Genomic DNA, 20,305 nt, shown 5'->3' with positions numbered 1-20,305 from the left:
GCACCGCCTGGGGAGCGAAGTTCTCCGAGGCGATCATTTCCAGGGTGTTCTGCTGGCGGCCCAGTTCGGCGCCGACCGCCGTCGCCACCTCCGGGTCCACCGCGGCGAGCGCGTCGTTGAACAGATCCGGTGTCGACATCAGTGTGTGCCTCCTGGTTCTTCGATCTATGGAGATCAGGCGTTGCGGCGGTAGAACGGCAGCTCGATGACCTGCACCGCGACGTTGCGGCCGCGGATGTCGACCTGCAGCGTCGTACCGGGACTGCTCTGCGCCCGGTCGACGTAGGCCATTCCGATGGGGTGGCCCAGGGTCGGGGAAGGCGCGCCGGAGGTGACCTCGCCGACCTCGTCGCCCTGCTCGTCGAGCACCTTGTAGCCGTGCCGGGGAGCCCGGCGGCCGTCGGTGCTCAGCCCGACCAGGGTGCGCTCGGTGGGCTGCTCGGCGGTGGCGGCCAGCGCCGCCTTGCCGACGAAATCACCCGGCTTGTCGAGCTTGACCACTCGACCGAGGTTCGCGTGGAAGGGCGTGAGCTCGGCGGAGAGCTCGTTGCCGTACAGCGGCATGCCCGCCTCCAGCCGCAGCGTGTCGCGGCAGGACAACCCGCACGGCTGCAGGTCGTGCTCGGCACCCGAGTCGGTGAGCGCCTGCCAGACGGCCTCGGCGTCCTCGGGCGCGGTGAACAGCTCGAAACCGTCCTCGCCGGTGTAGCCGGTGCGGGCCAGCAGCACGTCCTTGCCCGCGACGGTGCTGCGGTAACCCGCGTAGTACTTGACCGCCGACAGGTCGGTGTCGGTCAGCGGAGCCAGGATGGCCACGGCGCTCGGGCCCTGCACGGCGATCAGCGCGTAGTCGGCGGAGGCGTCGCGGTGGGTCGCGTCGAAGCCGGAGACCCGCTCGGCGAGCTCGGCGGAGACCACCTCGGCGTTGGCCGCGTTGGCCACCACCATGAACTCCTGCTCGGCGAGCCGGTAGACGATCAGGTCGTCGAGCACGCCGCCCGAGGCGTTGCACAGCATGGTGTAGCGGGCGCGACCGGGCGTGATGGCGGTGGCGTTGGCGACCAGCGCGTAGTCCAGGGCTTCGGCGGCCTGCGGACCGCTGATGATGATCTCGCCCATGTGCGTGAGGTCGAACAGGCCGGCGCTGGTGCGCACCGCGTTGTGCTCGGCGGTGTCGCCGCTGTAGCGCACGGGCATCTGCCATCCTGCGAACTCGGTGAAGCTGGCACCGAGCGACTCGTGCACCTTGTGCAGCGGTGTCTGTCGAGGCGACGACATGGCGAAACTCCTCCTGGTGGGCGCCGGTCGGCAGTCAGGGGCCGGTCAGCTGTGCAGGCGCGCCCACCTTATCCGGGGCGCCTGGACCCCCGACCGGTGCGCTCTGCGCTGGTCGGGCGGGGTCTCCCCGGAGTCATTGGCCTGAGAGTTTCACCGCCCGGCGAGGGCGGCTTGCACCGTGGGCGAGAAGCTCTCGCTTCTGCTTTTCTCCGTGCGTTCGCCTGATGTCCTGCGGTAACGGTGCCTGAGAGTTTGCTGGGGAGTGTTGCTCCTTCGGCGCCCCACCCGGCCTGGCGTGGGGTCTCTCCCGCGAGACGTCGTCGGCGCGGTATTCGGTTGTTCCGCACAAGGACGCTACGAACCCCCGACACCCCAGTCAACCGGAAGGGTGAGTGATCTCGGCCCTGGCAGACCGGGGGCGACCGTGCTAGTGCCGCCGAGCTCGCGCCCGGTGACTTTCGATGAAAGGAGTCCCGCTGCGCAGCCGGATCCCCTCGTTTCATCAAAGGTCACCCGCTTCGGGCGTCCCGGGATCAGGTGAGGTCGCGGTACTGGGTTCGGAGGCCTTCGACGAGGGCGGAGAGGGCCAGCTCGAAGCTGTCGGTGTCGATCTCGGCGGCCTTCTCGCGCAGCCGGTGCGCTTGGTTGAGGTGCGGGAAGCGGTTGGTGTAGACGGCTTCGTCGTCCGGGAAACCGCCGCTGAAGGAGCCCATCGCCGAGCCGATGACCAGGTACTTCGTCGAGGCACCGATCATCGTGGCGTAGCGCTGCGGCCAGCCGGCGCTGGTCAGCCCGCCGTGCACCGCGTCGGCGATGCGCAGCGCCTGCTCGCGGCGGTCCGGGCCGTAGGCGATGAACGGCACGAGGTTGGGGTGGGCCAGCAGCGCCTCGCGGTAGGAGCGGGCCCAGGTGCGCAGGCCGGTGATCCAGTCCTGCTCGAAGCCGGAGACGTCGACGGTGCGCATCGCCTCGTCGGCGATGGTGTCCAGCAGCTCGTCCTTGTTCGAGACGTGGTTGTACAGCGAGGCCGCGCGCACGTCGAGGCGCTCGGCCAGCTTGCGCATGGACAGCGCTTCCGGGCCCTCGCGATCGATGATCTCCAGGCCGACCTGCCGGATGCGTTCCGGCGAGAGTCGGGGTGTGCTTGGTCTGGGCACCGTTCCTCCTCACCGGATCCCTTGCGGCATTGGTCGCAGCGGTCCTAGGCTGCCACAAAACTAACGTTGTTAGTTACCGGGTTTGCACGAAAGGACATCGGCGATGGTCGACTTCTCGCTGTCGGACACCGAGCGTGACATCCGCGACTGGGTGCGCAACTTCGTCCAGCGCGAGCTGATGCCGCTGGAGCCGGAGGTGCTGCGCCGCGAGCGCGCGGGCGAGCGCGGTCTGACCAAGGACGAGCTCGCGCAGCTCCAGGACAAGGCCAAGCAGGCGGGTTTCTGGGGCGTGCAGACGCCCGAGGAGTACGGCGGCATGGCCCTGGGCGCGGTGATGACCGCGCTGATCGAGGTCGAGCTGGGGCGCACCTACGTGCCGTTCCGCTTCGCCGGCTACGCCGACAACATCCTCTACTACGCCAACGAGGAGCAGAAGCAGCGCTACCTGCTGCCGACCATCGAGGGCACCCGCAAGTCCTGCTTCGCCATCACCGAGCCGGGCGCGGGCTCGGACGCCAAGAACCTGCGCACCACCGCCGTGCGGGACGGCGACGACTGGGTGATCAACGGCGAGAAGACCTTCATCACCGGCGGCATCGACGCCGACTTCGTGATGGTCTTCGCGGTCACCGACAAGGACAAGGGGGCCAACGGCGGGGTCACCTGCTTCCTGGTCGACCGCGACATGGGTTGGAAGTCCGAGCCGATCGACATCATGGGCCCCGACGAGCGCCAGCCCGCCGCGCTGGTGTTCGACAACGTGCGGGTGCCCGCGGAGAACGTGCTCGGCGAGGTCGGCAACGGCTTCGGCCTGGCCATGCAGTGGATCGGTCGCGGCCGCTACCTGCTGCCCGCGCACGCGCTGGGCGCCTGCGAGCGGATGGTCGAGATGGCCTCCGACTACGCCAAGAGCCGCGAGACCTTCGGCGCCCCGATCGCCGATCGGCAGGCCATCCAGTGGATGATCGCCGACTCGGCGGTGGAGATCGAGGCGCTGCGCTGGCTGGTCCTGCAGGCGGCCTGGCAGGTCGACCAGGGCATGGACTCCCGGCACGCGCAGTCGATGGCCAAGCTCTTCGGCGCCACCCACGCCAACCAGATCGTCGACCGGGTGCTGCAGATCCACGGCGGCATGGGCTACACGAAGGAGCTGCCGATCGAGCGCTGGTACCGCGACCTGCGGCTGCTGCGCATCTTCGAGGGCACCGACGAGATCCAGCGCCGCACCATCGCCCGCAACGTCCTCAAGGGGCACGCCTCGGTCAGCGGCGTCCTGGGCTGAGCCCTCCGGGCCCCGGTCGTGGTGCCGGTGCGACCGACGTGGCCGGTGGGGTCGGTGTTGTGTGACCGGTGCCCGTGTGCCGGTAGGCTGGTGGCAACCGGCCTCGACATATCGGGAGTGATGATGTCGCTGTTCAAGAAGGTCACCGACTTCGCGAAGAGCCCGCAGGGCAAGAAGGTGGTCGACCAGGCCAAGAAGTACGCCTCGGACCCGAAGAACAAGGAAAAGATCGACCAGGTCAAGAACAAGTTCATGGGCAAGGGCGGCTCGGGCGGTTCCTCGAGCGGCAGCAGCCACTGACCCGGTCCGCCGCGACGCCCCCGGCACGTGCCGGGGGCGTTTTCGGCTTCCCCTGTTCGGAGTCCTGTACCGACGGATGATCGACAGTAGAGTCCGGCCCGGGCCGTCTCAACGCCGCGGAGGTCGGATCGCTGTGGGTACTGCGTACGTGGTCGGGACGTTCGACACCAAGGGCGCGGAGCTGGCGTACGTCGCCGAGCTCGTCGCGCGCGGGCACCCGGTGACCACCGTGGACCTGTCCACCGGCGAGCCGGGCGAGGGCGCCGACGTCCCGGCCGCCGAGGTCGCCGCGCACCACCCGGACGGCGCCGGCGCGGTGTTCACCGGTGACCGCGGCGCCGCGGTCACCGCGATGGCCGAGGCCTTCGCCCGCTTCCTGGCCGGCCGCGAGGTCGACGGCGTGCTCGGCCTCGGCGGGTCCGGCGGCACGGCGCTGGTGACCCCGGCCATGCGGGAGCTCCCCGTCGGCCTGCCCAAGGTGATGGTCTCCACCGTGGCCTCCGGCGACGTCTCGGGCTACGTCGACGCCACCGACATCGCGATGTTCCCCTCGGTCACCGACGTGGCCGGGCTCAACCGCATCTCCCGCCGCGTGCTGGCCAACGCCGCGCACGCCCTGCTCGGCGCGGTCAGCCACCCCGTGCCGCCCGCCGAGGACAAGCCGGCCGTGGCGCTGTCGATGTTCGGCGTGACCACCCCGTGCGTGACCGCCGCCGCCGAACGCCTCGCCGCCGAGTTCGACCCGCTGGTCTTCCACGCCACCGGCACCGGAGGGCGCGCGATGGAGAAGCTCGTCGACGACGGCCTGGTGCGCGCGGTCCTGGACATCACCACCACCGAGGTCTGCGACCTGGTCGCGGGCGGCGTGATGAGCGCCGGCGAGCAGCGGCTGGACGCCATCGCGCGCACCGGGGTGCCCTACGTGGGCTCGTGCGGCGCGCTGGACATGGTCAACTTCGGTGCCCGCGACACCGTCCCGGCGCGCTACGCCGAGCGGCACCTCTACGTGCACAACCCGCAGGTCACGCTGATGCGCACCTCCGCCGACGAGTGCCGCCGGATCGGCGAGTTCATCGCCGACAAGCTCAACGCCTGCACCGGGCCGGTGCGCTTCCTGCTGCCGACCGGGGGAGTGTCCGCGCTGGACGCGCCGGGGCAGCCCTTCCACGACCCGGACGCCGACGCGGTCCTGTTCGACACGATCGAGAGCCGGGTTCGGCCCGCGCCCGACCGCGAGGTGATCCGCGTGGCGCACAACGTCAACGACCCGGAGTTCACCGAGGCGCTGCTGGCCCGCTTCGGCGAAGTGGTGGGCGGGCGTCCGGCTTGAAACGCTGGTGGTGCACGAGGTTCAGGAGGTCCCAGTGAGTCGATTCGACCGCGCAGAGCTGCTGCGCGAGTTCCACGCCAAGGCAGCGCGCGGTGAGCCGATCGTCGGCGGCGGGGCGGGCACCGGCTTGTCCGCGAAGTGCGAGGAGGCCGGCGGCATCGACCTGATCGTCATCTACAACTCCGGCCGCTACCGGATGGCCGGGCGCGGGTCGCTGGCCGGGCTGCTCGCCTACGGCAACGCCAACGAGACCGTGGTCGACATGGCCCGCGAGGTGCTGCCGGTGGTGCAGCGGACCCCGGTGCTGGCCGGGGTCAACGGCACCGACCCGTTCATGGTGCGCGAGCCGTTCCTGCGGCAGCTGCGCGAGATGGGCTTCGCCGGCATCCAGAACTTCCCGACCGTCGGGCTCATCGACGGGGTGTTCCGGGCGAACCTGGAGGAGACCGGCATGGGGTACGGCTTGGAGGTCGAGCTGGTCGCGGCCGCCCGGGAGGCCGACCTGCTGACCACGCCGTATGTGTTCTCCGCCGAGGACGCCCGCGTGATGGCCGAGGCCGGCGCGGACATCGTCGTCTGCCACATGGGGCTGACCACCGGCGGCAGCATCGGCGCGGAGACGGCCAAGAGCCTCGACGACTGCGTGGAGCTCATCGACGAGTGGTCGCAGGCCGCCGCCGCGGTCCGGGAGGACGTGCTGGTGCTGTGCCACGGCGGGCCGATCGCGATGCCCGCCGACGCCTCCTACGTGCTGTCCCGGACGAAGCGCTGCCACGGCTTCTACGGGGCCAGCAGCATGGAGCGCCTGCCGACCGAGCGGGCGCTGACCGAGCAGACCAGGGCGTTCAAGGGCATCAGCGGTTCGGCCTAGGTCGAGCGCGGTGCGATCCGATCAGCGGGAGGTAGAAATGCGCAGTTTTTCCAGTATCGTGGTGGACGTCCCGGTTGAGAAGGTGTGGGAGGCGATCCGGGATTTCAACGGTCTGCCGGTTTGGCACCCGGCGATCGCCAGCAGCGAGATCGAGGATGGCGGGGACCCCGCGCGGGTCGGTTGCGTGCGCAAGCTGGCGCTGGCCGACGGCGGCGAGGTCCGCGAGCGACTGATCGGGTTGGACGACGCGGCGCGCAGCTGCACCTACGAATTCGTGACCAGCCCGTTCAACGTTCGCAGCTATCGCTCGACCATCCAGGCGCTGCCGGTGACGGCTTCGGGCGCGACCTTCGTGCGGTGGTTCGCCGACTTCGACGCGGACGCCGCCGACGAGGCCGAGCTCGACCGCACGTTCACCCAGGGGGTCTACGCAACTGGGCTGAACGGCCTATCGGATCACCTCTCCGGTTGAGGGAGTCGGTGCGTTGCGGACAGGTGTGGATGGCGTCCCGGAGTCGGCCGGTTAGAGTCGGCTCGTGCCAAGCAGGTCTATTCCTCCCGAAGCAGACACCGCACAAGCCGACCGCGTCGTCGTCACCGGTGGATCCGGTTTCGTCGGCCGCTCCGTGGTCCGCGCGTTCCTCGAACGCGGCACCCCGGTGACGATCGTGGATCTGCAGGCGCCGCCTGCGGACCTCGACGATCCCCGGGTGACCTTCGTGGAGGGCGACTTGCGCGAAGCCTCCATCCGCGAGCGCGCGATCACCGCGGGCACCAGGGGCGTCATCCACCTCGCCGCGATCACCTCGGTGCTCAAGTCGGTGGAGAAGCCGGCCGAGACCTACACCAACAACGTCGAGGTCACCCAGGAGCTCCTGGAGCTGTGCCGGCAGCGGGGCGTCGGTCAGTTCGTGCTCGCCTCCACCAACGCCGTGGTCGGTGACATCGGTCACGGAACGATCAACGAAGAGCTCCCGGTCCGGCCGCTGACGCCCTACGGGGCCACCAAGGCCGCCTGCGAGATGCTGCTGGCCGGTTACGCGGGCTCCTACGGCCTGGCCACGACCGCGCTGCGGTTCACCAACATCTACGGCCCCGGGATGAACCAGAAGGACAGCTTCATCCCGCGCCTGATGCGAGCCGCGCTGTCCGGGACCGGGGTCGAGGTCTACGGCGACGGCTCGCAGCGCCGCGACTTCGTGCACATCGACGACGTCGTGCAGGGCATCCTGGCCTCGTGGGACAAGCAGTACACCGGCACCGCGGTGATCGGTTCGGGCAACTCGATCACGGTGCTCGAGCTCATCGAGGCGGTGCGCGCCGCGACCGAGATCGACATCCCGGTCACCCACGTGCCCGCCAAGAACGGTGAGATGCCCGCGGTGATCGTGGAGGTCGCCAAGGCCCAGCGCGAGCTCGGGTACCAGCCGGTGGTGGACCTGACCGACGGGCTGCGCACCGTCTGGTCCGACTTCAGCGGAGACCGATGACCACCGCGCTGTTGCGCGCATTGCGCCAGCACTGGCTGCTGGCGCTGCTGGTGCTGGCCGGTGCGGCCCTGCGCATCGTGGTGTACCTGGCCTACCGGCCGGCACTGCTCTACATCGACTCGTTCCGGTACCTCAGCGACGTCGGGGTGTTCTACCCCGGCGGCATCAACCCGGTCGGGTACGAGTTCTTCATCCTCCCGCTGCTGTGGATCGGCGGGCTGGGCGCGGTCGCGATCGCGCAGCAGCTGCTGGGCATCGGGCTGGGCGTGGGCATCTACGTCCTGCTGCGCCGCTTCGCCGTGCGCCGCTGGCTGGCCGCGCTGGCGTCCGCGCCGATCCTGCTGGACGCCTACCAGCTGCAGATCGAAACCAACGTCATGTCCGATCTGCTGTTCCAGGTGCTGCTGCTGGCGGCGATCTACCTGCTGTGCTTCTGGGGCACGCCCGGTCCGCGGCTGGCGGCCGGGGCGGGCGCGGTGCTGGCCTTCGGCGTCATCACGCGCTCGGTGGGCGTGACGCTGGTGGTGCCGGTGGCGGTGTTCGTGCTGCTGGCCGCCGGGCTGCGGCCCCGCGACGGCTGGAAGTCCCGGTTGGTGGCCACCGGAGCGCTCATGGCGGTGTTCGCCTCCGGGGTGCTGGGCTACGCCACGTTCAGCGCCATCGCCGCGGGCCGCTTCGGCATCGGCGGCTCCACCGGCGGCGGTGTGCTCTACGGGCGGGCGGCCGTGGTCGCCGACTGCGAGAACCTCGGCCTGACCCCCGAGGAGTACCTGGTCTGCCCGCACGACGACCCGCCGGACAAGCGGCGGGAACTGGGCATCGACCACTACCTGCACTACTGGGACGTGCCGTGGACGCGCGACACCCTGCCCGAGGGCATGGACATCTCGGCGGCGCAGCGCGGCATGACCAGCAAGGTGCTCGACCACCAGCCCTTCGACATCGTCGAGGGCATCGTGCGGGACTTCTTCAAGGGCTTCGCCCCGACCCGCACCCAGAGCGTCGGTGACGTCCCCCTGGACCGCTGGCACTTCCAGGTGGACTACCCGCTCTACAACGACAAGTGGTACACCGACGAGTGGGCCGAGATCTACGACGGCGGTCCCGTCGGCGTGCGCACCGAACTCGCTTCCTTCCTGCGCACCTATCAGCTGGGCGGCGGCTACACGCCGGGCATCGTGCTCGGGTTCGGCCTGCTGCTGGCCGTCGTCGCGCTGATCGGTGTCGGCCGTGCCGTGCGCAGCGGGTTGCGCGCGGTCGTCCTCCTCCCCACCGGGATGATCATGGCGCTGCTGTCCACCGCCGCGGCGATGGAGTTCTCCTGGCGCTATCAGTTGCCCGGTCTGGTATTGATTCCCATTGCCGGCGCGCTGGCCGCGACCGCCATCTTCGGGCGGCGTGCTCCAGTCCTGCCCCGTCCGTTGGACACGACCGCACAGTTCCTGAAGGAGAGCCGCATGCTGACGACCTTCCCCGACGAGGTCGACCGCCGCGCGTTGGACGACTACGCGAACCGCTACGGCGATCACCGCTTCGCACCCGTGGTGGTGCTGATCGCGGCCTACAACGAGGAGGAGTCGATCGGCGAGGTGCTCGACTCCATCCCCGCGCGCAGCGGCGGCCTCGACGTGGACAAGCTCGTCGTCGTCGACGGCGCCAAGGACGACAGCGCCGGGCAGGCGCTCAAGCACGGCGCCTACACCTGCGTGGCGCCCAGCAACCGCGGGCAGGGCGCGGCGCTGCGGCTGGGCTACCGGCTGGCCGCGCAGCGCGGGGCGCGCTTCGTGGTCACCACGGACGCCGACGGCCAGTACGACATCAACGAGCTGCCGCTGCTGCTGGAGCCGCTGGTCGAGGGCCGCGCGGACTTCGTGAGCGGCTCGCGGGTGCTGGGCGTCAACGAGCGCCCGGCGCTGATCCGCCGGGTCGGCACCTACGTGTTCGCCTGGCTCGTCAGCGCGCTGACCCGCCAGCGCATCACCGACACCTCGTTCGGCTTCCGCGGCATGCGGGTGGACGTGCCCAACGCGGTGACCCTGCAGCAGCCGCAGTACCAGTCCTCGGAGCTGCTGGTGGGCGTGCTCAGCCACGGCTACCGGGTCCTGGAGCAGCCGATGCGGATGCTGCCGCGGGTGGCCGGGGAGAGCAAGAAGGGCGGCAGCTTCGCCTACGGCTACCGGTACGCGAAGGTCGTTGTGGGCACCTGGTGGCGGGAGCGCCGGGCGAAGCGCGAGGCCGTGGTGGTCGAGCCGACCGCGGAGGTCAGCGAGCCCGCCGCTGCTGCCGGTGACCGGTGAACACGAGCCGGTCGATCAGCACGAACTTCACGGCGAACATGACCACGTAGGTTCCGGCGAAAGCGCCCCAGACGATGGCGATCTGGGCGGGCCGGTTGTCGGGGAACTGGGAGGTCGCAAGGATCTCGGCACCGTGCGTGGCCAGCGCGGCCAGCAGCGCGGTGCCGACCGAGATCGCTCCGAAGCGGAGGATCTCACCGCGCAACGCGGACCGGCCGCCGCCACCCCAGGTGCGGCGGTTGAGCACGAAGTTGGGGATCGCCCCGGCCAGCCAGGCCAGCACGGTCGAAGCGGTCGGGGGGGAACCCAGCGAGTAGGAGACCAGGAAGACGACCTGGCTGACCGCGGTGGCGACCACCGAGGCGGCGGCGAATCTGCTCAGCAAATGCCAATAACGCCCGAATCGGGCAGTGGACATTCGCTGGGTCATCTTGCCTCCTACCAATTTCACACGGATGTGTGCTGGACTGCACGATACCGATCGGTTGGAGGTCTCTTCGCCGACCGGCTGGTATCTGAGAACATCCGTGTGCTGTTGCTGCACTAACGGCTGAAATGAGGGAGACAGGCGTGCGAATCCTCGTCCTCGGAGGGGACGGCTACCTCGGATGGCCGACCGCTCTGCACTTGTCCGACTGCGGTCACGAGGTCGCGGTCGCGGACAACTTCGCCCGTCGGGGCTACGACCACGAGATGGGCGTCGAGAGCCTTGTGCCGATCGAGCCCATGCAGGTCCGTCTGGACGCCTGGCGCGAGGTTTCCGGCAAGACCATCAAGTCCTACTACGGCGATCTGTGCGACGGTGAGTTCACCCTCGACATGATCGCCGACTTCCGCCCGGATGCGATCGTGCACTTCGCCGAGCAGCGGGCGGCGCCGTACTCGATGATCGACCGCAAGCACGCGGTCTACACCCAGCAGAACAACGTTGTCGGCAACCTCAACGTGCTGTTCGCGATCCAGCAGGTGGACCCGGAGATCCACCTGGTGAAGCTGGGCACGATGGGCGAGTACGGCACGCCGAACATCGACATCGAAGAGGGCTGGTTGGAGGTCACCCACAACGGGCGGACCGACAGGATGCTCTACCCGAAGAAGCCCGGCTCGTTCTACCACCTGAGCAAGGTGCACGACAGCCACAACATCGAGTTCGCCTGCCGCATCTGGGGCTTGCGCGCCACCGACCTCAACCAGGGCGTCGTGTACGGCCAGGAGACCCCGCAGACGGCTCGCGACCAGCGGCTGGCGACCCGGTTCGACTACGACGCCATCTTCGGCACCGTGCTCAACCGCTTCGTCATCCAGGCCGTCCTGGGCCACCCGCTGACGGTCTACAAGCCGGGCGGGCAGACCCGCGGCATGCTCGACATCCGCGACACCGTCGAGTGCATCCGGCTGGCCTGCGAGAACCCGGCCGACAAGGGTGAGTTCCGCGTGTTCAACCAGATGACCGAGAGCTACTCGATCGACCAGGTCGCCAAGATCGTCGCCGACAACTTCGACGGCGGCGTGGAGATCGAGTACGTCGACAACCCGCGCGTCGAGCAGGGCGAGCACTACTACAACGTCAAGCACACCGGCTTGATCGAGCTCGGCCTGCAGCCGCACCTGCTGTCCAACACCCTGATCGAGAACATGTTCTCGATCGCGGACAAGTACAAGGAGCGCGTCGACCTGGCCGCCATGCGGCCGACGGTCAACTGGCGGACCGCCGCCAGCCCGCTGCGCGCGGAGGAGTGATCCGCGGCGTCCCCGGCCGGCGCCAGTCCGGGGGCGCGCGTGGTGCTCGGAAACGGGGCCCTGGGCGGGAACGCCCGGGGCCCCTCACCGTGCGCCGGGGGGCTTGCACACGGCCAGCTCAAAACTTAGCTCGTTCGGGCGAGGTCGGCGATACGGCACGTGGGTAAACCTGGTATCCCCGCACGCGAGAGAAGCCCCGTCACGCGGCGCGTGACGGGGCTTCTCTCGCACGAGGGCGGTCAGCTGGCCGCGGGTTCCGCGGCCTCCTCCTCCAGGTTGTCCAGCTCCCGGCGCTCCCCGACGATCACCCGGACGGTGTAGGTCAGCAGGGCGATCCAGGCGAGCACGATCGCGCCGTAGACGAGGGCCGGGGCGGGTGCGGGCAGGTCGAGGGCCTTGACCAGCACGCGGGTGTTGGTCAGCACGATCATGCCGCCCGCGCCGACGCCGATCAGCCGCATCGGCACGATGCGCACCAGGTAGGCCGCCAGCGGCGCGGCCAGCACCCCGCCCAGCAGCAGCCCGCCCACGGTCACCCAGCTCAGCCGCGCGTCGGCCAGCGAGGTCAGGAAGCCGAGGCTGGCCGCCACCGCGATGATGAACTCGCTGGTGTCCACCGAACCGATGACCTTGCGCGGCTCCACCTTGCCGGTGCTCAGCAGGGTCGGGGTGGACACCGGACCCCAGCCGCCACCGCCAGTGGCGTCCATGAACCCGGCCACCAGGCCCAGCGGGGCCAGCAGCTTGGGGCTCACGCCGGTGAGCTTGCGGCGCTGCAGCGGGCGCACCGCGAAGCGCAGCAGCACGTAGAGGCCGAGCGCGAGCAGGATCGTGGCCATCCAGGGCTCGGCGGCCTCGGTGGAGACGTTGCTCAGCGCGGTGGCGCCGAGGAAGGCCCCGATGCCGCCGGGCACGCCGAGCAGGCCCACGATCTTCCAGTCGACGTTGCCGAACTTCCAGTGGCTGATGCCCGATGCGACCGAGGTGCCGATCTCGGCGAGGTGCACCGAGGCCGAGGCGAGCGCCGGGGTCAGACCCGCGGTCAGCAGGATCGTCGTCGAGGTGACGCCGTAGGCCATGCCCAGCGAGCCGTCGACCAGCTGCGCGATGAAACCGCCGATCGCGAAGATCAGGAATGCTTGCACGATGTCTCCGTAGGACGGGATCGGACCCTGGTTCGGGGCGCGGCGAGCCGGAGCTCGACGCGGAGCGGGAACGGGATGAGGGGCGCGACTTGGTTCAGCGGTGGCGCCGACACCGTGCGGAGGCGACGCGCCGCAGGTCCACGTGGAGGCGCTGCGAAAGCAGCCGCCACTGATCACCGGGCGTCATGGGCGACAGTCAAACACGATCTGCGTCGGCGTGGAAAGGTCTCCCATAATCCGAGAGGCCTGAGCGGGAGCTTCGCGGGCGAGCTGTGGTGAACGCCACCGAGACCCCCGATCCGGCGTCCTCGGCCGCCTCGGCGTGCGGGGCGCCGCCACGCGTGCTGCGATGTCCGATGTGGATGATCACGACGATCTGAAGCGCCGCCGCGCCGTCCCGCGCGCGGGGCGCTCGGGTGCTGATCCTCGCGTTGACCAGCGCGGACCACGCGACCGCGGAGGTCGCGCGGGCAGGTGGCAGCGGTGTTGAGCGCTGTTCCGCCCGGAGCTGGCGAGCTCCTCGGCCGTTATCTTCCGGCCGAGGTCGATGGACACCGTGCGTTACACGATCGCGTGAATTTGACCTAGATCACGGGTGTTCGATAGCCCGAACGGATCAGCGCTTGCGCCTGTTCATAACGCTCAGCTACGTTCGCGCCCTGCACGTCACGGTTCGATCACAGCAAGATCTCTTTCCCCCGAGTGGTCTTGCGCCCGCACCCCCGATACGCGGGTCCGATCGCGCCGTCCCCGAGACGGAAGGTGGAAATGGGCAAGCACCGGAAGGAGAGCGGCCATACCCCGAAGGCCGGTCTCCCGCTTCGCAACAAGATGGTCGCGATGGTCGTGGCCGGCGGCGCGTTCGCCGCGGTCGGTCAGCCGCTGGTGGCCAACGCCGGCGCGGAGGAGCAGCAGCCGCGCGAGGTCAAGCCGCTCGCCGGGCAGAAGGAGCTCAAGGCCGCCGTCGCCGGCACCTGGCACAGCCCGGCCGCCGTCCGCCTGCTGAGCAACCGCCAGCCGATCGAACCGCAGGAAGAGGTCGCCAAGGCGGTCAAGAGCCAGCAGATCGAGGCCGAGCGGATCGCGCGCGCCGAGGCCGAGCGCAAGGCCGCCGAGGAGGCCGCCCGCAAGGCCGCCGAGGAGGCCTGGCGCCGCGAGCACGGCTTCGTCGAGCCCGCCGAGGGCACCTTCACCTCCGGCTTCGGTTCCCGCTGGGGCACCAGCCACGAGGGCATCGACATCGCCAACTCCATCGGGACCCCGATCTACTCGGTGGCCAAGGGCGAGGTCATCGACGCGGGCTCGGCGAGCGGCTTCGGCATGTGGGTCCGGGTCCAGCACGACGACGGCACCATCACCGTCTACGGCCACGTCAACGAGGTCCTGGTCAGCGAGGGCCAGCAGGTGGGCGCCGGCGACCAGATCGCCACCATGGGCAACCGCGGCCAGTCCACCGGACCGCACCTGCACTTCGGCGTCGAGCAGAGCGGTGGCTACATCAACCCCGTGCCGTGGCTCGCGGAGCACGGCGTCGACGTCGGTTGATGCCGCGCCGTCCGGACCTCACCCCCGACGGGGCCCGGGCGGCGCCCTCGTCCGCACCGCCGCCCGTCCTGCGGGCGGCCGGAGGCGTCAGGACTCCGTCGGCTGCGGGGAGTCCTCCTCCAGCTTGCTGCGCAACCAGGTCAACGTGCGGGTCAGCAGCCGCGAGACGTGCATCTGCGAGATGCCGACCTGGTCGGCGATCTGCGTCTGGGTCATGCCCCGGAAGAAGCGCATCACCAGGATGCGGCGCTCGCGCTCCGGGAGCTGGTCGAGCAGCGGGCGCACCATCTCCCGGTTCTCCACCTCGGCCAGCTCGGCGTCGTCGGAGCCGATCGCATCGCCCAGCGGGATCTCGTCGGTGTCGGTGAGCAGCTCGTCGAGCGAGGTGCTGCGGTAGGCGTTGCCGGCCTCCAGCCCCCGGTAGACGTCGTCGGTGCTGATGCCCAGGTGCGAGGCCAGCTCGCTGGGCGTGGGCGCGCGCCCGTACTCCTGGGAGAGGTTGGCGATGGCCGCCGAGACCGACAGGTGCAGCTCCTGCAGCCTGCGCGGCATCCGCACCGCCCAGCCGGTGTCGCGGAAGTGCCTGCGGACCTCGCCCATGATCGTCGGAACCGCGTAGGACAGGAAGTCGACGCCGCGCTCCGGGTCGAACCGGTCCACGGCGTTGATCAGCCCGAGCACGGCGACCTGGGTGAGGTCCTCCTGCGCCTCGCCGCGGTGGCTGAACCGGCGGGCGATGTGCTCGGCGACCGGCATGTGCTCGGTGACCAGGTGATCGCGCAGCTCGGCGCGTCGCGGATCCTGCTCGTCCAGTTTCGCGAGCTCGCCGAAGAGCGGCGCCAACTCGTCGTAGCGCTCGTTGCGCGAATGCTGGTTCGGCTTGGAATCCGCTCGTTTCACACCGACTTTTCCTTGGTCAACTCGATCCGCACCAGATTGCTGCCGTTGGCGGCGGGGTCCGACTCGACCGAGGTTGACACAGCGTCGGCGAGCGCGCTGAGCACGCGCCAGCTGAAGGTGTCCTTGCGCGGACCGAGCTTGTCCGCGCTGAGGACTTCGGCGACCACCGACAGGCGGGCGCCATCGGAGTGGAAGCGGCAGACCAGGGTGGCCTCGGGGTTGGCGAGCCGGACCAGCGAGGAGCACGCCTCGTCGACGGCCAGCCGCAGGTCGGCGATCGAGTCGACGTCGTAGTCCGCGCGCATGGCCAGGTCGCCGACCACCGCGCGCAGCACCGCCAGCTGCGCCGCCTCGGCGGGCACTCGCACCTCGACCTGGTTCGCCGCCTGCGTCGCAGGATCGACGTGCGCGACCTCGCGTTCCACGCTCATCCGGGCCACCTCGTTTCGGTCGGTGCGGCGCGACCACTCACTCGCAGTCACCTGGTACCCGAGCCCCGCTTCGCACAAACGGACAGCGGAACGGCCGTCACAGGCTGCTCCAGTAGTCCCAGAAGCGCTGCAGGATGAGCACCACGATCACGAGATACCACACGACCAGCACCACGCTGTGGAACCGGCCGAGCGCCACGCCGACGGAACGACCGCCGCCGAAGTGGCCCGCCTTCAGGTTGTGCAGCGTGGTGTACCAGAAGATCGCGATGGTGACGACCCAAACGATCATGCAGTAGGGGCACAGCGCCCCGATGGAGTAGAGGCTCTGCACCACCAGCCAGTGGATGAACACCACGGCCAGCGTGGTGCCCAGCTGCATGCCCAGCCAGAACCAGCGGGGCGCGACGAAGCCCCCCAGGATCGCGGCACCGGCGGTGACCACGACCGGGAAGGTCATCAGCCCGATCAGCGGGTTCGGGAAGCCGAACAGCGCGGCCTGGGCGCTGTCCATCACCGAGCCGCAGGAGACCACCGGGTTGAGGCTGCAGGAGGGCACGTAGGCGGGGTTGGTCAGCTTCTCGAGCTTCTCGAGGGTCAGCGTGAACGAGGCCGCCAGCCCGATCAGGCCTCCGATGACGAAGAGCCAGGCGAGGCCGCGCGGCCGCGCCGCGGGCCCCGGGGTCGCCGGGGCCGCGGCCTGCGGGGCGTGCGTGCTGGTCACTTGGCGAGCTCCTGGTCGATCTGCTTGCGGAACTCCTGCTCCAGCTCGCCGAAGGTCTGCACGTCGGGCTGGAACTGCTTGCCGTTGATGAAGATCGTCGGGGTGCCGCTGACGCCGGCCTTCTCGCCGTCGGCCACGTCGGCGTCGATCTTCTTCTGCACCTGCGGCGAGTTCAGGTCCTGGTGGAACTTGTCCATGTCCAGGCCGATCTGCCGGGCGTACTTGTCGAACTCGGCGTTGGCCTTGTTCACGTCGCTGCTGAGCTGCTCACCGCTGCCGGCCCACGACGAGTAGTTGTCGTAGAGCGCGTGGTACATCTCCTTGAACTTGCCCTGCAGCGCGGCGGCCTCCGCGGCGCGCGCGGCGGGCTGCGCCAGCTTGTGCATGTCCAGCGGGTAGTTGCGGGCCACGAAGGTGATCTTGCCCTGGTAGTCCTGCTCGACCTTCTTGGTGAGGTTGTCGTAGTACTGGTGGCAGGCCGGGCACTGGTAGTCCAGGAACTCCACGACGGTGACCTTGCCGTCCGGCGCCTCGGACAGCAGGTTGCTGTCGGGCTTGCGCAGCACGTCGGCGGCCACCGTCTGCCCGCCGCTGTCGCCACCGCTGCCGCCGCCGCGGTTGAACAGCAGCACACCGCCGATCACCGCGATCGCCACGATCACCACGATGACCGTCAGGATGATGTTGGTGGTGGCTCCGCTGCTCTTCTGAGTGAGCGGATTCTTGTTCTTCGACATCGAGCGCATTCACCTTCGGCGGTCGTGGGGGAGAGCCGACGCACTCAGTTTGGCCCATTCACCCGATCGAGAAATCTCACGGGGTGCGAGTCACAGCAGGTTCACAGCCGGTTCTCAGCTTCCCGGTCGCCGACCGCATCGCCGCGGGTTAGGACGTGAGCATGACCGATCCGCTGCGCCTGCTCGACGACCGCGCCCGCACCTCGCTGCGCAGGTGGCCGGGCGGAACCTGGCAGGCGCCCGCCCTGGCCACGCCCGCCGAGCCGTTCTCCGGCCGGGGCTGGCTGTTCGAGCGCAAGCTCGACGGCGTGCGGCTGATCGCCGGAGCCGAGGGCGAGGGGCCGCAGCTGTGGTCGCGCAACCGCAAGCGGGCCGACACCGCCTACCCGGAGATCGTCGAGGCGCTGGCCGGGCAGGCCGCCGCGCAGTTCGTGATCGACGGCGAGGTCGTCGCGCTGGAGGGCGACCGGACCAGCTTCGCCCGGCTGCAGCAGCGCATGCACCTCACCGACCCGGCCGCCGCCCGGCGCACCGGGGTGACCGTGCAGCTGCACGTGTTCGACCTGATCGCCTTCGGCGGGGTGGACCTGACCCGGTTGCCGCTGCGCACCCGCAAAGCGCTGCTGGCCGAGTGCTTCGAGTTCGCCGATCCGCTGGTGCTCGGGGAGCACCGCGAGACCGACGGCGCGCAGTTCTTCCGGCAGGCCTGCGCCGACGGGTGGGAGGGCCTGATCGCCAAGCGCGCCGAAGCGCCCTACCGCCCCGGGCGCGGCAGGGACTGGCTGAAGCTCAAGTGCGTCAGCGCCGAGGAGTTCGTCGTCGGCGGCTACACCGACCCGCAGGGCTCGCGCACCGGCTTCGGGGCCTTGCTGGTCGGCTACTACCAGCGGGACGCGCTGCGCTACGCGGGCAAGGTCGGCACCGGCTACGACCGGCGGACCCTGCGCGAGCTGCGCGACCGGCTGGACGGGCTCGCCCGCGGGGAGTCGCCGTTCGCCGACCCGGTCGCCGAGCCGGGCGCGCACTGGGTCGACCCGGAGCTGGTCGCCCAGGTCGGCTTCAGCGAGTGGACGCCCGACGGCAGGCTCCGGCACCCCAGGTTCCGCGGGTTGCGCAACGACAAGCGGCCGGTCGAGGTGCGACGCGAGGACTAGCCGGCCTCGCGCGAAGAGAGGTCCCCGGGCGCGTTCGGCGCCCGGGGACCTCGTCGGCTGCGTTCCGCGCCGCTGCGGCGCGGGATCACGGCTCAGCGCTCGGAGACCGCGATCGGCTGCTCGATCGACGCGGGTTCCACCTGTTGATCTTCATGATCGGGACTCACAGCAGCTAGCACGATGGTCATGACGACCATGGACACGGTTCCGACAACCGACACGAAGGTGCGGCTGCTGCTTTGCATGGTGGCGTACCCCGATTTCTCTCTCGCGCAGAAGTGGAAAGATCGTTGCTGGTGAGAACGCCGGAAGCGGCGTTTCCGAACTGTGTGTCGTTCGCTGCGGGCTCAACGTTAACGACCTTGCCGCTGTTCCCGTTGTGACGCGCAACTCCCTTGTAGCGCAACGAAAACGGCGAAAAGCGCAAACCGTGATGAGGTCATCACGCAGCGTCGCGGACGATCATGGTCCACTGTGGACCTGATGTTGCGGCGGGTCGGAGCGCTGATCAACTCCGCGCGGGCCGCCGCGCGGCCGGTATCGTTGCGCGCGTGGTAGCCGATCCTGCCCCCGAGTCCGGCCGCGCGGCCGCGGTCACCCACGCGCTCGCCCAGGCCGGGCTGGACGACGTCCCGGTGCTGACCGAGCGCCTGATGTCGGCGATCTTCACCGACAACCCCGAGTGGACCGACTACAGCCCGGTGCCCAAGGAGGACCTCTGGGAGGGCTGCCGCCAGTACCTGGAGCGGGTCCTGCGGGTGCTCAACGGCGAGGTCGAGGTCTCCGACCGCGACGCGGTGGCCGCCAAGATCGGCCGCCGCCGCGCCGAGCAGGGCGTGCCGCTGGAGGTCATGCTGCGCACCTTCCGCCTCGGCGGACGGGTCGTGTGGGAGTCGCTGGTCGACCGCGCGCACCGCGACGGCGCCGACCCGGACGCGCTGCTGGGCGTGGCGACCTCGGTCTGGACCGTCATCGACGGCCTGTCCTCGGCGCTGTCCACCGCATACCGCAACACCGAGCTCGAACGCCTGCGCCGCGACGACCAGCGCCGCCACGCCCTGGTCGAGGACCTGCTGGCCGGGCGCGCCAGGGACACCGCCTTCGCGCAGCGCACCGCCAAGGAGCTCGACCTGCCCACCGGCGGCGGCTACCTGGTGGTGGTCGCCGAGATGACCGACGACGGCGGCTTCGCGCTGCGCGGCCACGCCGACGCCCTCGGTGCGCTGCACTTCCGCTCGGTCTGGCAGGTCCGCGCGGACTCCCTGGTCGGCCTGATCGCCCTGGAGCAGCACGAGGCCGAGCAGGCCCTGGACGCGCTGCGCCCGCTGGCCCGCGGCCGCGTGGCGGTCTCGCCCAGGGTCCGCGGCCTGGCCGAGGTCGGGCTGGCCCACCAGCTGGCGCTGACCACGCTGGGCACCTCGGCCTACGGCAGCGCCGAGCTGGTCACCCTCGAGGAGCGCTTCGCCGAGGCGCTGCTGGTCCAATCGCCCGACCTGGCGCAACGGCTGCTGGACACCCAGCTCGGGCCGATCCTGGCGCTGCCGGTCAAGGAGCGCGACATGCTCCTGGAGACGCTGTCGGCCTGGCTGGAGGAGAACTGCTCCACGGCCAACGCGGCGGTCCGCCTGCACTGCCACCGCAACACGGTCCTCAACCGCCTGCACCGCATCACCTCGCTGATCGGCCAGCCCCTCCACGGCCGAACGGCCTACGTCTCGCTCTCCCTGGCCCTCTCGGCCCACCGCCTCAAGGACGGCCTCCGCACCTGACCGCTCTCGTGCGGCCCGCGTTGTGCAGGTTCCACAGGGGTGCGGTTCGTCGGATTCGTGCCGTTGTCGTGGGGGAGCGGCCGAGGGTCGGGTTTCCGTGGGTGGATTCGCCGTGGGCGTGGCGGCCGTCACGGGCACTCGGGGTGACTGCGGCG

At 70.0% G+C, this 20,305-nt stretch carries 21 protein-coding genes, 1 pseudogene and 2 riboswitches; of the genes and pseudogenes, 11 read left to right on the top strand and 11 right to left on the bottom strand.

The features are described 5' to 3' along the window. The 3 genes and pseudogenes from ACFQRI_RS24065 to ACFQRI_RS24055 all read right to left on the bottom strand — a co-directional run. Positions 1-139: pseudogene (locus ACFQRI_RS24065) on the bottom strand (serine hydroxymethyltransferase); the annotation flags it as partial. Between the two features lie 35 nt (positions 140-174). Next, a complete protein-coding gene (gene gcvT, locus ACFQRI_RS24060) occupies positions 175-1,278 on the bottom strand; it encodes a glycine cleavage system aminomethyltransferase GcvT (RefSeq protein ID WP_380672322.1) in 1,104 nt (367 codons plus the stop codon). Between the two features lie 120 nt (positions 1,279-1,398). Next, positions 1,399-1,498, bottom strand: a riboswitch (glycine riboswitch). A 2-nt stretch (positions 1,499-1,500) separates the two neighbouring features. After that, a riboswitch (glycine riboswitch) is annotated at positions 1,501-1,598 on the bottom strand. A 213-nt stretch (positions 1,599-1,811) separates the two neighbouring features. After that, the gene (locus ACFQRI_RS24055; protein WP_380672320.1) at positions 1,812-2,435 is read right to left on the bottom strand and encodes a TetR/AcrR family transcriptional regulator; all 624 of its coding nucleotides are present in this window, start codon (positions 2,433-2,435) and stop codon (positions 1,812-1,814) included. 103 nt (positions 2,436-2,538) lie between these two features. Between ACFQRI_RS24055 and ACFQRI_RS24050 the strand changes: the two genes are divergently transcribed. The 7 genes from ACFQRI_RS24050 (at position 2,539) to ACFQRI_RS24020 (ending at position 10,005) form a co-directional block, all read left to right on the top strand. Next, positions 2,539-3,717, top strand: coding sequence for an acyl-CoA dehydrogenase family protein (locus tag ACFQRI_RS24050; protein ID WP_380672318.1), 1,179 nt, complete (start codon positions 2,539-2,541; stop codon positions 3,715-3,717). Between the two features lie 123 nt (positions 3,718-3,840). Then, positions 3,841-4,017 carry a hypothetical protein gene (locus ACFQRI_RS24045; RefSeq protein ID WP_380672316.1) on the top strand — a complete coding sequence of 59 codons (177 nt, stop codon included), beginning with the start codon at positions 3,841-3,843 and terminating at the stop codon, positions 4,015-4,017. Between the two features lie 133 nt (positions 4,018-4,150). Beyond that, positions 4,151-5,347, top strand: a complete 1,197-nt coding sequence (locus ACFQRI_RS24040) for a Tm-1-like ATP-binding domain-containing protein (protein ID WP_380672314.1) — start codon at positions 4,151-4,153, stop codon at positions 5,345-5,347. A 34-nt stretch (positions 5,348-5,381) separates the two neighbouring features. Continuing rightward, positions 5,382-6,218: a phosphoenolpyruvate hydrolase family protein gene (locus tag ACFQRI_RS24035; protein WP_380672312.1), complete on the top strand. Its 837-nt coding sequence runs from the start codon at positions 5,382-5,384 to the stop codon at positions 6,216-6,218. 10 nt (positions 6,219-6,228) lie between these two features. Then, positions 6,229-6,690 carry an SRPBCC family protein gene (locus ACFQRI_RS24030; RefSeq protein WP_380672310.1) on the top strand — a complete coding sequence of 154 codons (462 nt, stop codon included), beginning with the start codon at positions 6,229-6,231 and terminating at the stop codon, positions 6,688-6,690. Between the two features lie 64 nt (positions 6,691-6,754). Beyond that, positions 6,755-7,708 carry an NAD-dependent epimerase/dehydratase family protein gene (locus ACFQRI_RS24025; RefSeq protein WP_380672308.1) on the top strand — a complete coding sequence of 318 codons (954 nt, stop codon included), beginning with the start codon at positions 6,755-6,757 and terminating at the stop codon, positions 7,706-7,708. Continuing rightward, positions 7,705-10,005 carry a glycosyltransferase family 2 protein gene (locus ACFQRI_RS24020; protein WP_380672306.1) on the top strand — a complete coding sequence of 767 codons (2,301 nt, stop codon included), beginning with the start codon at positions 7,705-7,707 and terminating at the stop codon, positions 10,003-10,005. Before ACFQRI_RS24025 ends, ACFQRI_RS24020 begins: the two co-directional genes overlap by 4 nt. Here the strand turns inward: ACFQRI_RS24020 and ACFQRI_RS24015 are convergent. After that, on the bottom strand, positions 9,971-10,423 hold the full coding sequence (locus ACFQRI_RS24015; protein WP_380672304.1) for a GtrA family protein: 453 nt from the start codon (positions 10,421-10,423) through the stop codon (positions 9,971-9,973). The two genes, ACFQRI_RS24020 and ACFQRI_RS24015, sit on opposite strands and share 35 nt — an antisense overlap. A gap of 152 nt (positions 10,424-10,575) precedes the next feature. On the opposite strand from ACFQRI_RS24015, the gene ACFQRI_RS24010 reads away from it, so the two are divergent. Continuing rightward, on the top strand, positions 10,576-11,745 hold the full coding sequence (locus ACFQRI_RS24010) for an NAD-dependent epimerase/dehydratase family protein (protein WP_380672302.1): 1,170 nt from the start codon (positions 10,576-10,578) through the stop codon (positions 11,743-11,745). Between the two features lie 239 nt (positions 11,746-11,984). Here the strand turns inward: ACFQRI_RS24010 and ACFQRI_RS24005 are convergent, their stop codons facing one another. Both ACFQRI_RS24005 and ACFQRI_RS24000 read right to left on the bottom strand, forming a co-directional pair. Next, positions 11,985-12,890 carry a sulfite exporter TauE/SafE family protein gene (locus ACFQRI_RS24005; protein ID WP_380672300.1) on the bottom strand — a complete coding sequence of 302 codons (906 nt, stop codon included), beginning with the start codon at positions 12,888-12,890 and terminating at the stop codon, positions 11,985-11,987. Between the two features lie 94 nt (positions 12,891-12,984). Further along, positions 12,985-13,077 (bottom strand): putative leader peptide, encoded by a 93-nt coding sequence (locus ACFQRI_RS24000; protein ID WP_380672298.1) that lies wholly within the window; start codon positions 13,075-13,077, stop codon positions 12,985-12,987. 581 nt (positions 13,078-13,658) lie between these two features. On the opposite strand from ACFQRI_RS24000, the gene ACFQRI_RS23995 reads away from it, so the two are divergent. Further along, positions 13,659-14,435 carry a M23 family metallopeptidase gene (locus tag ACFQRI_RS23995; RefSeq protein ID WP_380672296.1) on the top strand — a complete coding sequence of 259 codons (777 nt, stop codon included), beginning with the start codon at positions 13,659-13,661 and terminating at the stop codon, positions 14,433-14,435. 87 nt (positions 14,436-14,522) lie between these two features. Here the strand turns inward: ACFQRI_RS23995 and ACFQRI_RS23990 are convergent, their stop codons facing one another. The 4 genes from ACFQRI_RS23990 to ACFQRI_RS23975 form a co-directional block, all read right to left on the bottom strand. Then, entirely contained in the window at positions 14,523-15,335 is an 813-nt protein-coding gene (locus ACFQRI_RS23990) for an RNA polymerase sigma factor SigF (RefSeq protein ID WP_380672294.1), read from the bottom strand. Further along, complete coding sequence (locus tag ACFQRI_RS23985; protein WP_380672292.1) at positions 15,332-15,766, bottom strand: ATP-binding protein; 435 nt, start codon at positions 15,764-15,766, stop codon at positions 15,332-15,334. The genes ACFQRI_RS23990 and ACFQRI_RS23985 overlap by 4 nt, the downstream gene beginning before the upstream one ends. A 97-nt stretch (positions 15,767-15,863) precedes the next feature. Further along, a complete protein-coding gene (locus tag ACFQRI_RS23980; protein WP_380672290.1) occupies positions 15,864-16,490 on the bottom strand; it encodes a vitamin K epoxide reductase family protein in 627 nt (208 codons plus the stop codon). Further along, positions 16,487-17,227, bottom strand: coding sequence for a DsbA family protein (locus ACFQRI_RS23975; RefSeq protein WP_380672288.1), 741 nt, complete (start codon positions 17,225-17,227; stop codon positions 16,487-16,489). The genes ACFQRI_RS23980 and ACFQRI_RS23975 overlap by 4 nt, the downstream gene beginning before the upstream one ends. Before the next feature lie 161 nt (positions 17,228-17,388). Between ACFQRI_RS23975 and ligD the strand changes: the two genes are divergently transcribed. Then, positions 17,389-18,381, top strand: a complete 993-nt coding sequence (ligD, locus tag ACFQRI_RS23970) for a non-homologous end-joining DNA ligase (protein ID WP_380672286.1) — start codon at positions 17,389-17,391, stop codon at positions 18,379-18,381. Between the two features lie 92 nt (positions 18,382-18,473). On the opposite strand, the gene ACFQRI_RS23965 is transcribed toward ligD, so the two are convergent. After that, a complete protein-coding gene (locus ACFQRI_RS23965; RefSeq protein ID WP_380672284.1) occupies positions 18,474-18,626 on the bottom strand; it encodes a hypothetical protein in 153 nt (50 codons plus the stop codon). Positions 18,627-18,932: 306 nt separating this feature from the next. On the opposite strand from ACFQRI_RS23965, the gene ACFQRI_RS23960 reads away from it, so the two are divergent. Beyond that, positions 18,933-20,150 (top strand): PucR family transcriptional regulator, encoded by a 1,218-nt coding sequence (locus tag ACFQRI_RS23960; protein ID WP_380672282.1) that lies wholly within the window; start codon positions 18,933-18,935, stop codon positions 20,148-20,150. The last annotated feature ends 155 nt before the right edge of the window (positions 20,151-20,305 follow it).

Origin of the sequence: Saccharopolyspora griseoalba, from assembly GCF_042665275.1 — a bacterium.
Lineage (GTDB): Bacteria > Actinomycetota > Actinomycetes > Mycobacteriales > Pseudonocardiaceae > Saccharopolyspora > Saccharopolyspora griseoalba.
The sequence above is the reverse complement of the archived record's forward strand: the minus strand, read 5'-3'. Positions and strand labels throughout refer to the sequence as shown.

What these genes read in the sequence shown, in the direction of transcription:
- ACFQRI_RS23985 (WP_380672292.1), bottom strand. Translation starts at nt 15,766, where the DNA reads ATGAGCGTGGAACGCGAGGTCGCGCACGTCGATCCTGCGACGCAGGCG.
- ligD (WP_380672286.1), top strand. Translation starts at nt 17,389, where the DNA reads ATGACCGATCCGCTGCGCCTGCTCGACGACCGCGCCCGCACCTCGCTG.
- gcvT (WP_380672322.1), bottom strand. Translation starts at nt 1,278, where the DNA reads ATGTCGTCGCCTCGACAGACACCGCTGCACAAGGTGCACGAGTCGCTC.
- ACFQRI_RS23975 (WP_380672288.1), bottom strand. Translation starts at nt 17,227, where the DNA reads ATGTCGAAGAACAAGAATCCGCTCACTCAGAAGAGCAGCGGAGCCACC.
- ACFQRI_RS24015 (WP_380672304.1), bottom strand. Translation starts at nt 10,423, where the DNA reads ATGTCCACTGCCCGATTCGGGCGTTATTGGCATTTGCTGAGCAGATTC.
- ACFQRI_RS24000 (WP_380672298.1), bottom strand. Translation starts at nt 13,077, where the DNA reads ATGACGCCCGGTGATCAGTGGCGGCTGCTTTCGCAGCGCCTCCACGTG.
- ACFQRI_RS24020 (WP_380672306.1), top strand. Translation starts at nt 7,705, where the DNA reads ATGACCACCGCGCTGTTGCGCGCATTGCGCCAGCACTGGCTGCTGGCG.
- ACFQRI_RS24045 (WP_380672316.1), top strand. Translation starts at nt 3,841, where the DNA reads ATGTCGCTGTTCAAGAAGGTCACCGACTTCGCGAAGAGCCCGCAGGGC.
- ACFQRI_RS24050 (WP_380672318.1), top strand. Translation starts at nt 2,539, where the DNA reads ATGGTCGACTTCTCGCTGTCGGACACCGAGCGTGACATCCGCGACTGG.
- ACFQRI_RS23965 (WP_380672284.1), bottom strand. Translation starts at nt 18,626, where the DNA reads ATGCAAAGCAGCAGCCGCACCTTCGTGTCGGTTGTCGGAACCGTGTCC.
- ACFQRI_RS23995 (WP_380672296.1), top strand. Translation starts at nt 13,659, where the DNA reads ATGGGCAAGCACCGGAAGGAGAGCGGCCATACCCCGAAGGCCGGTCTC.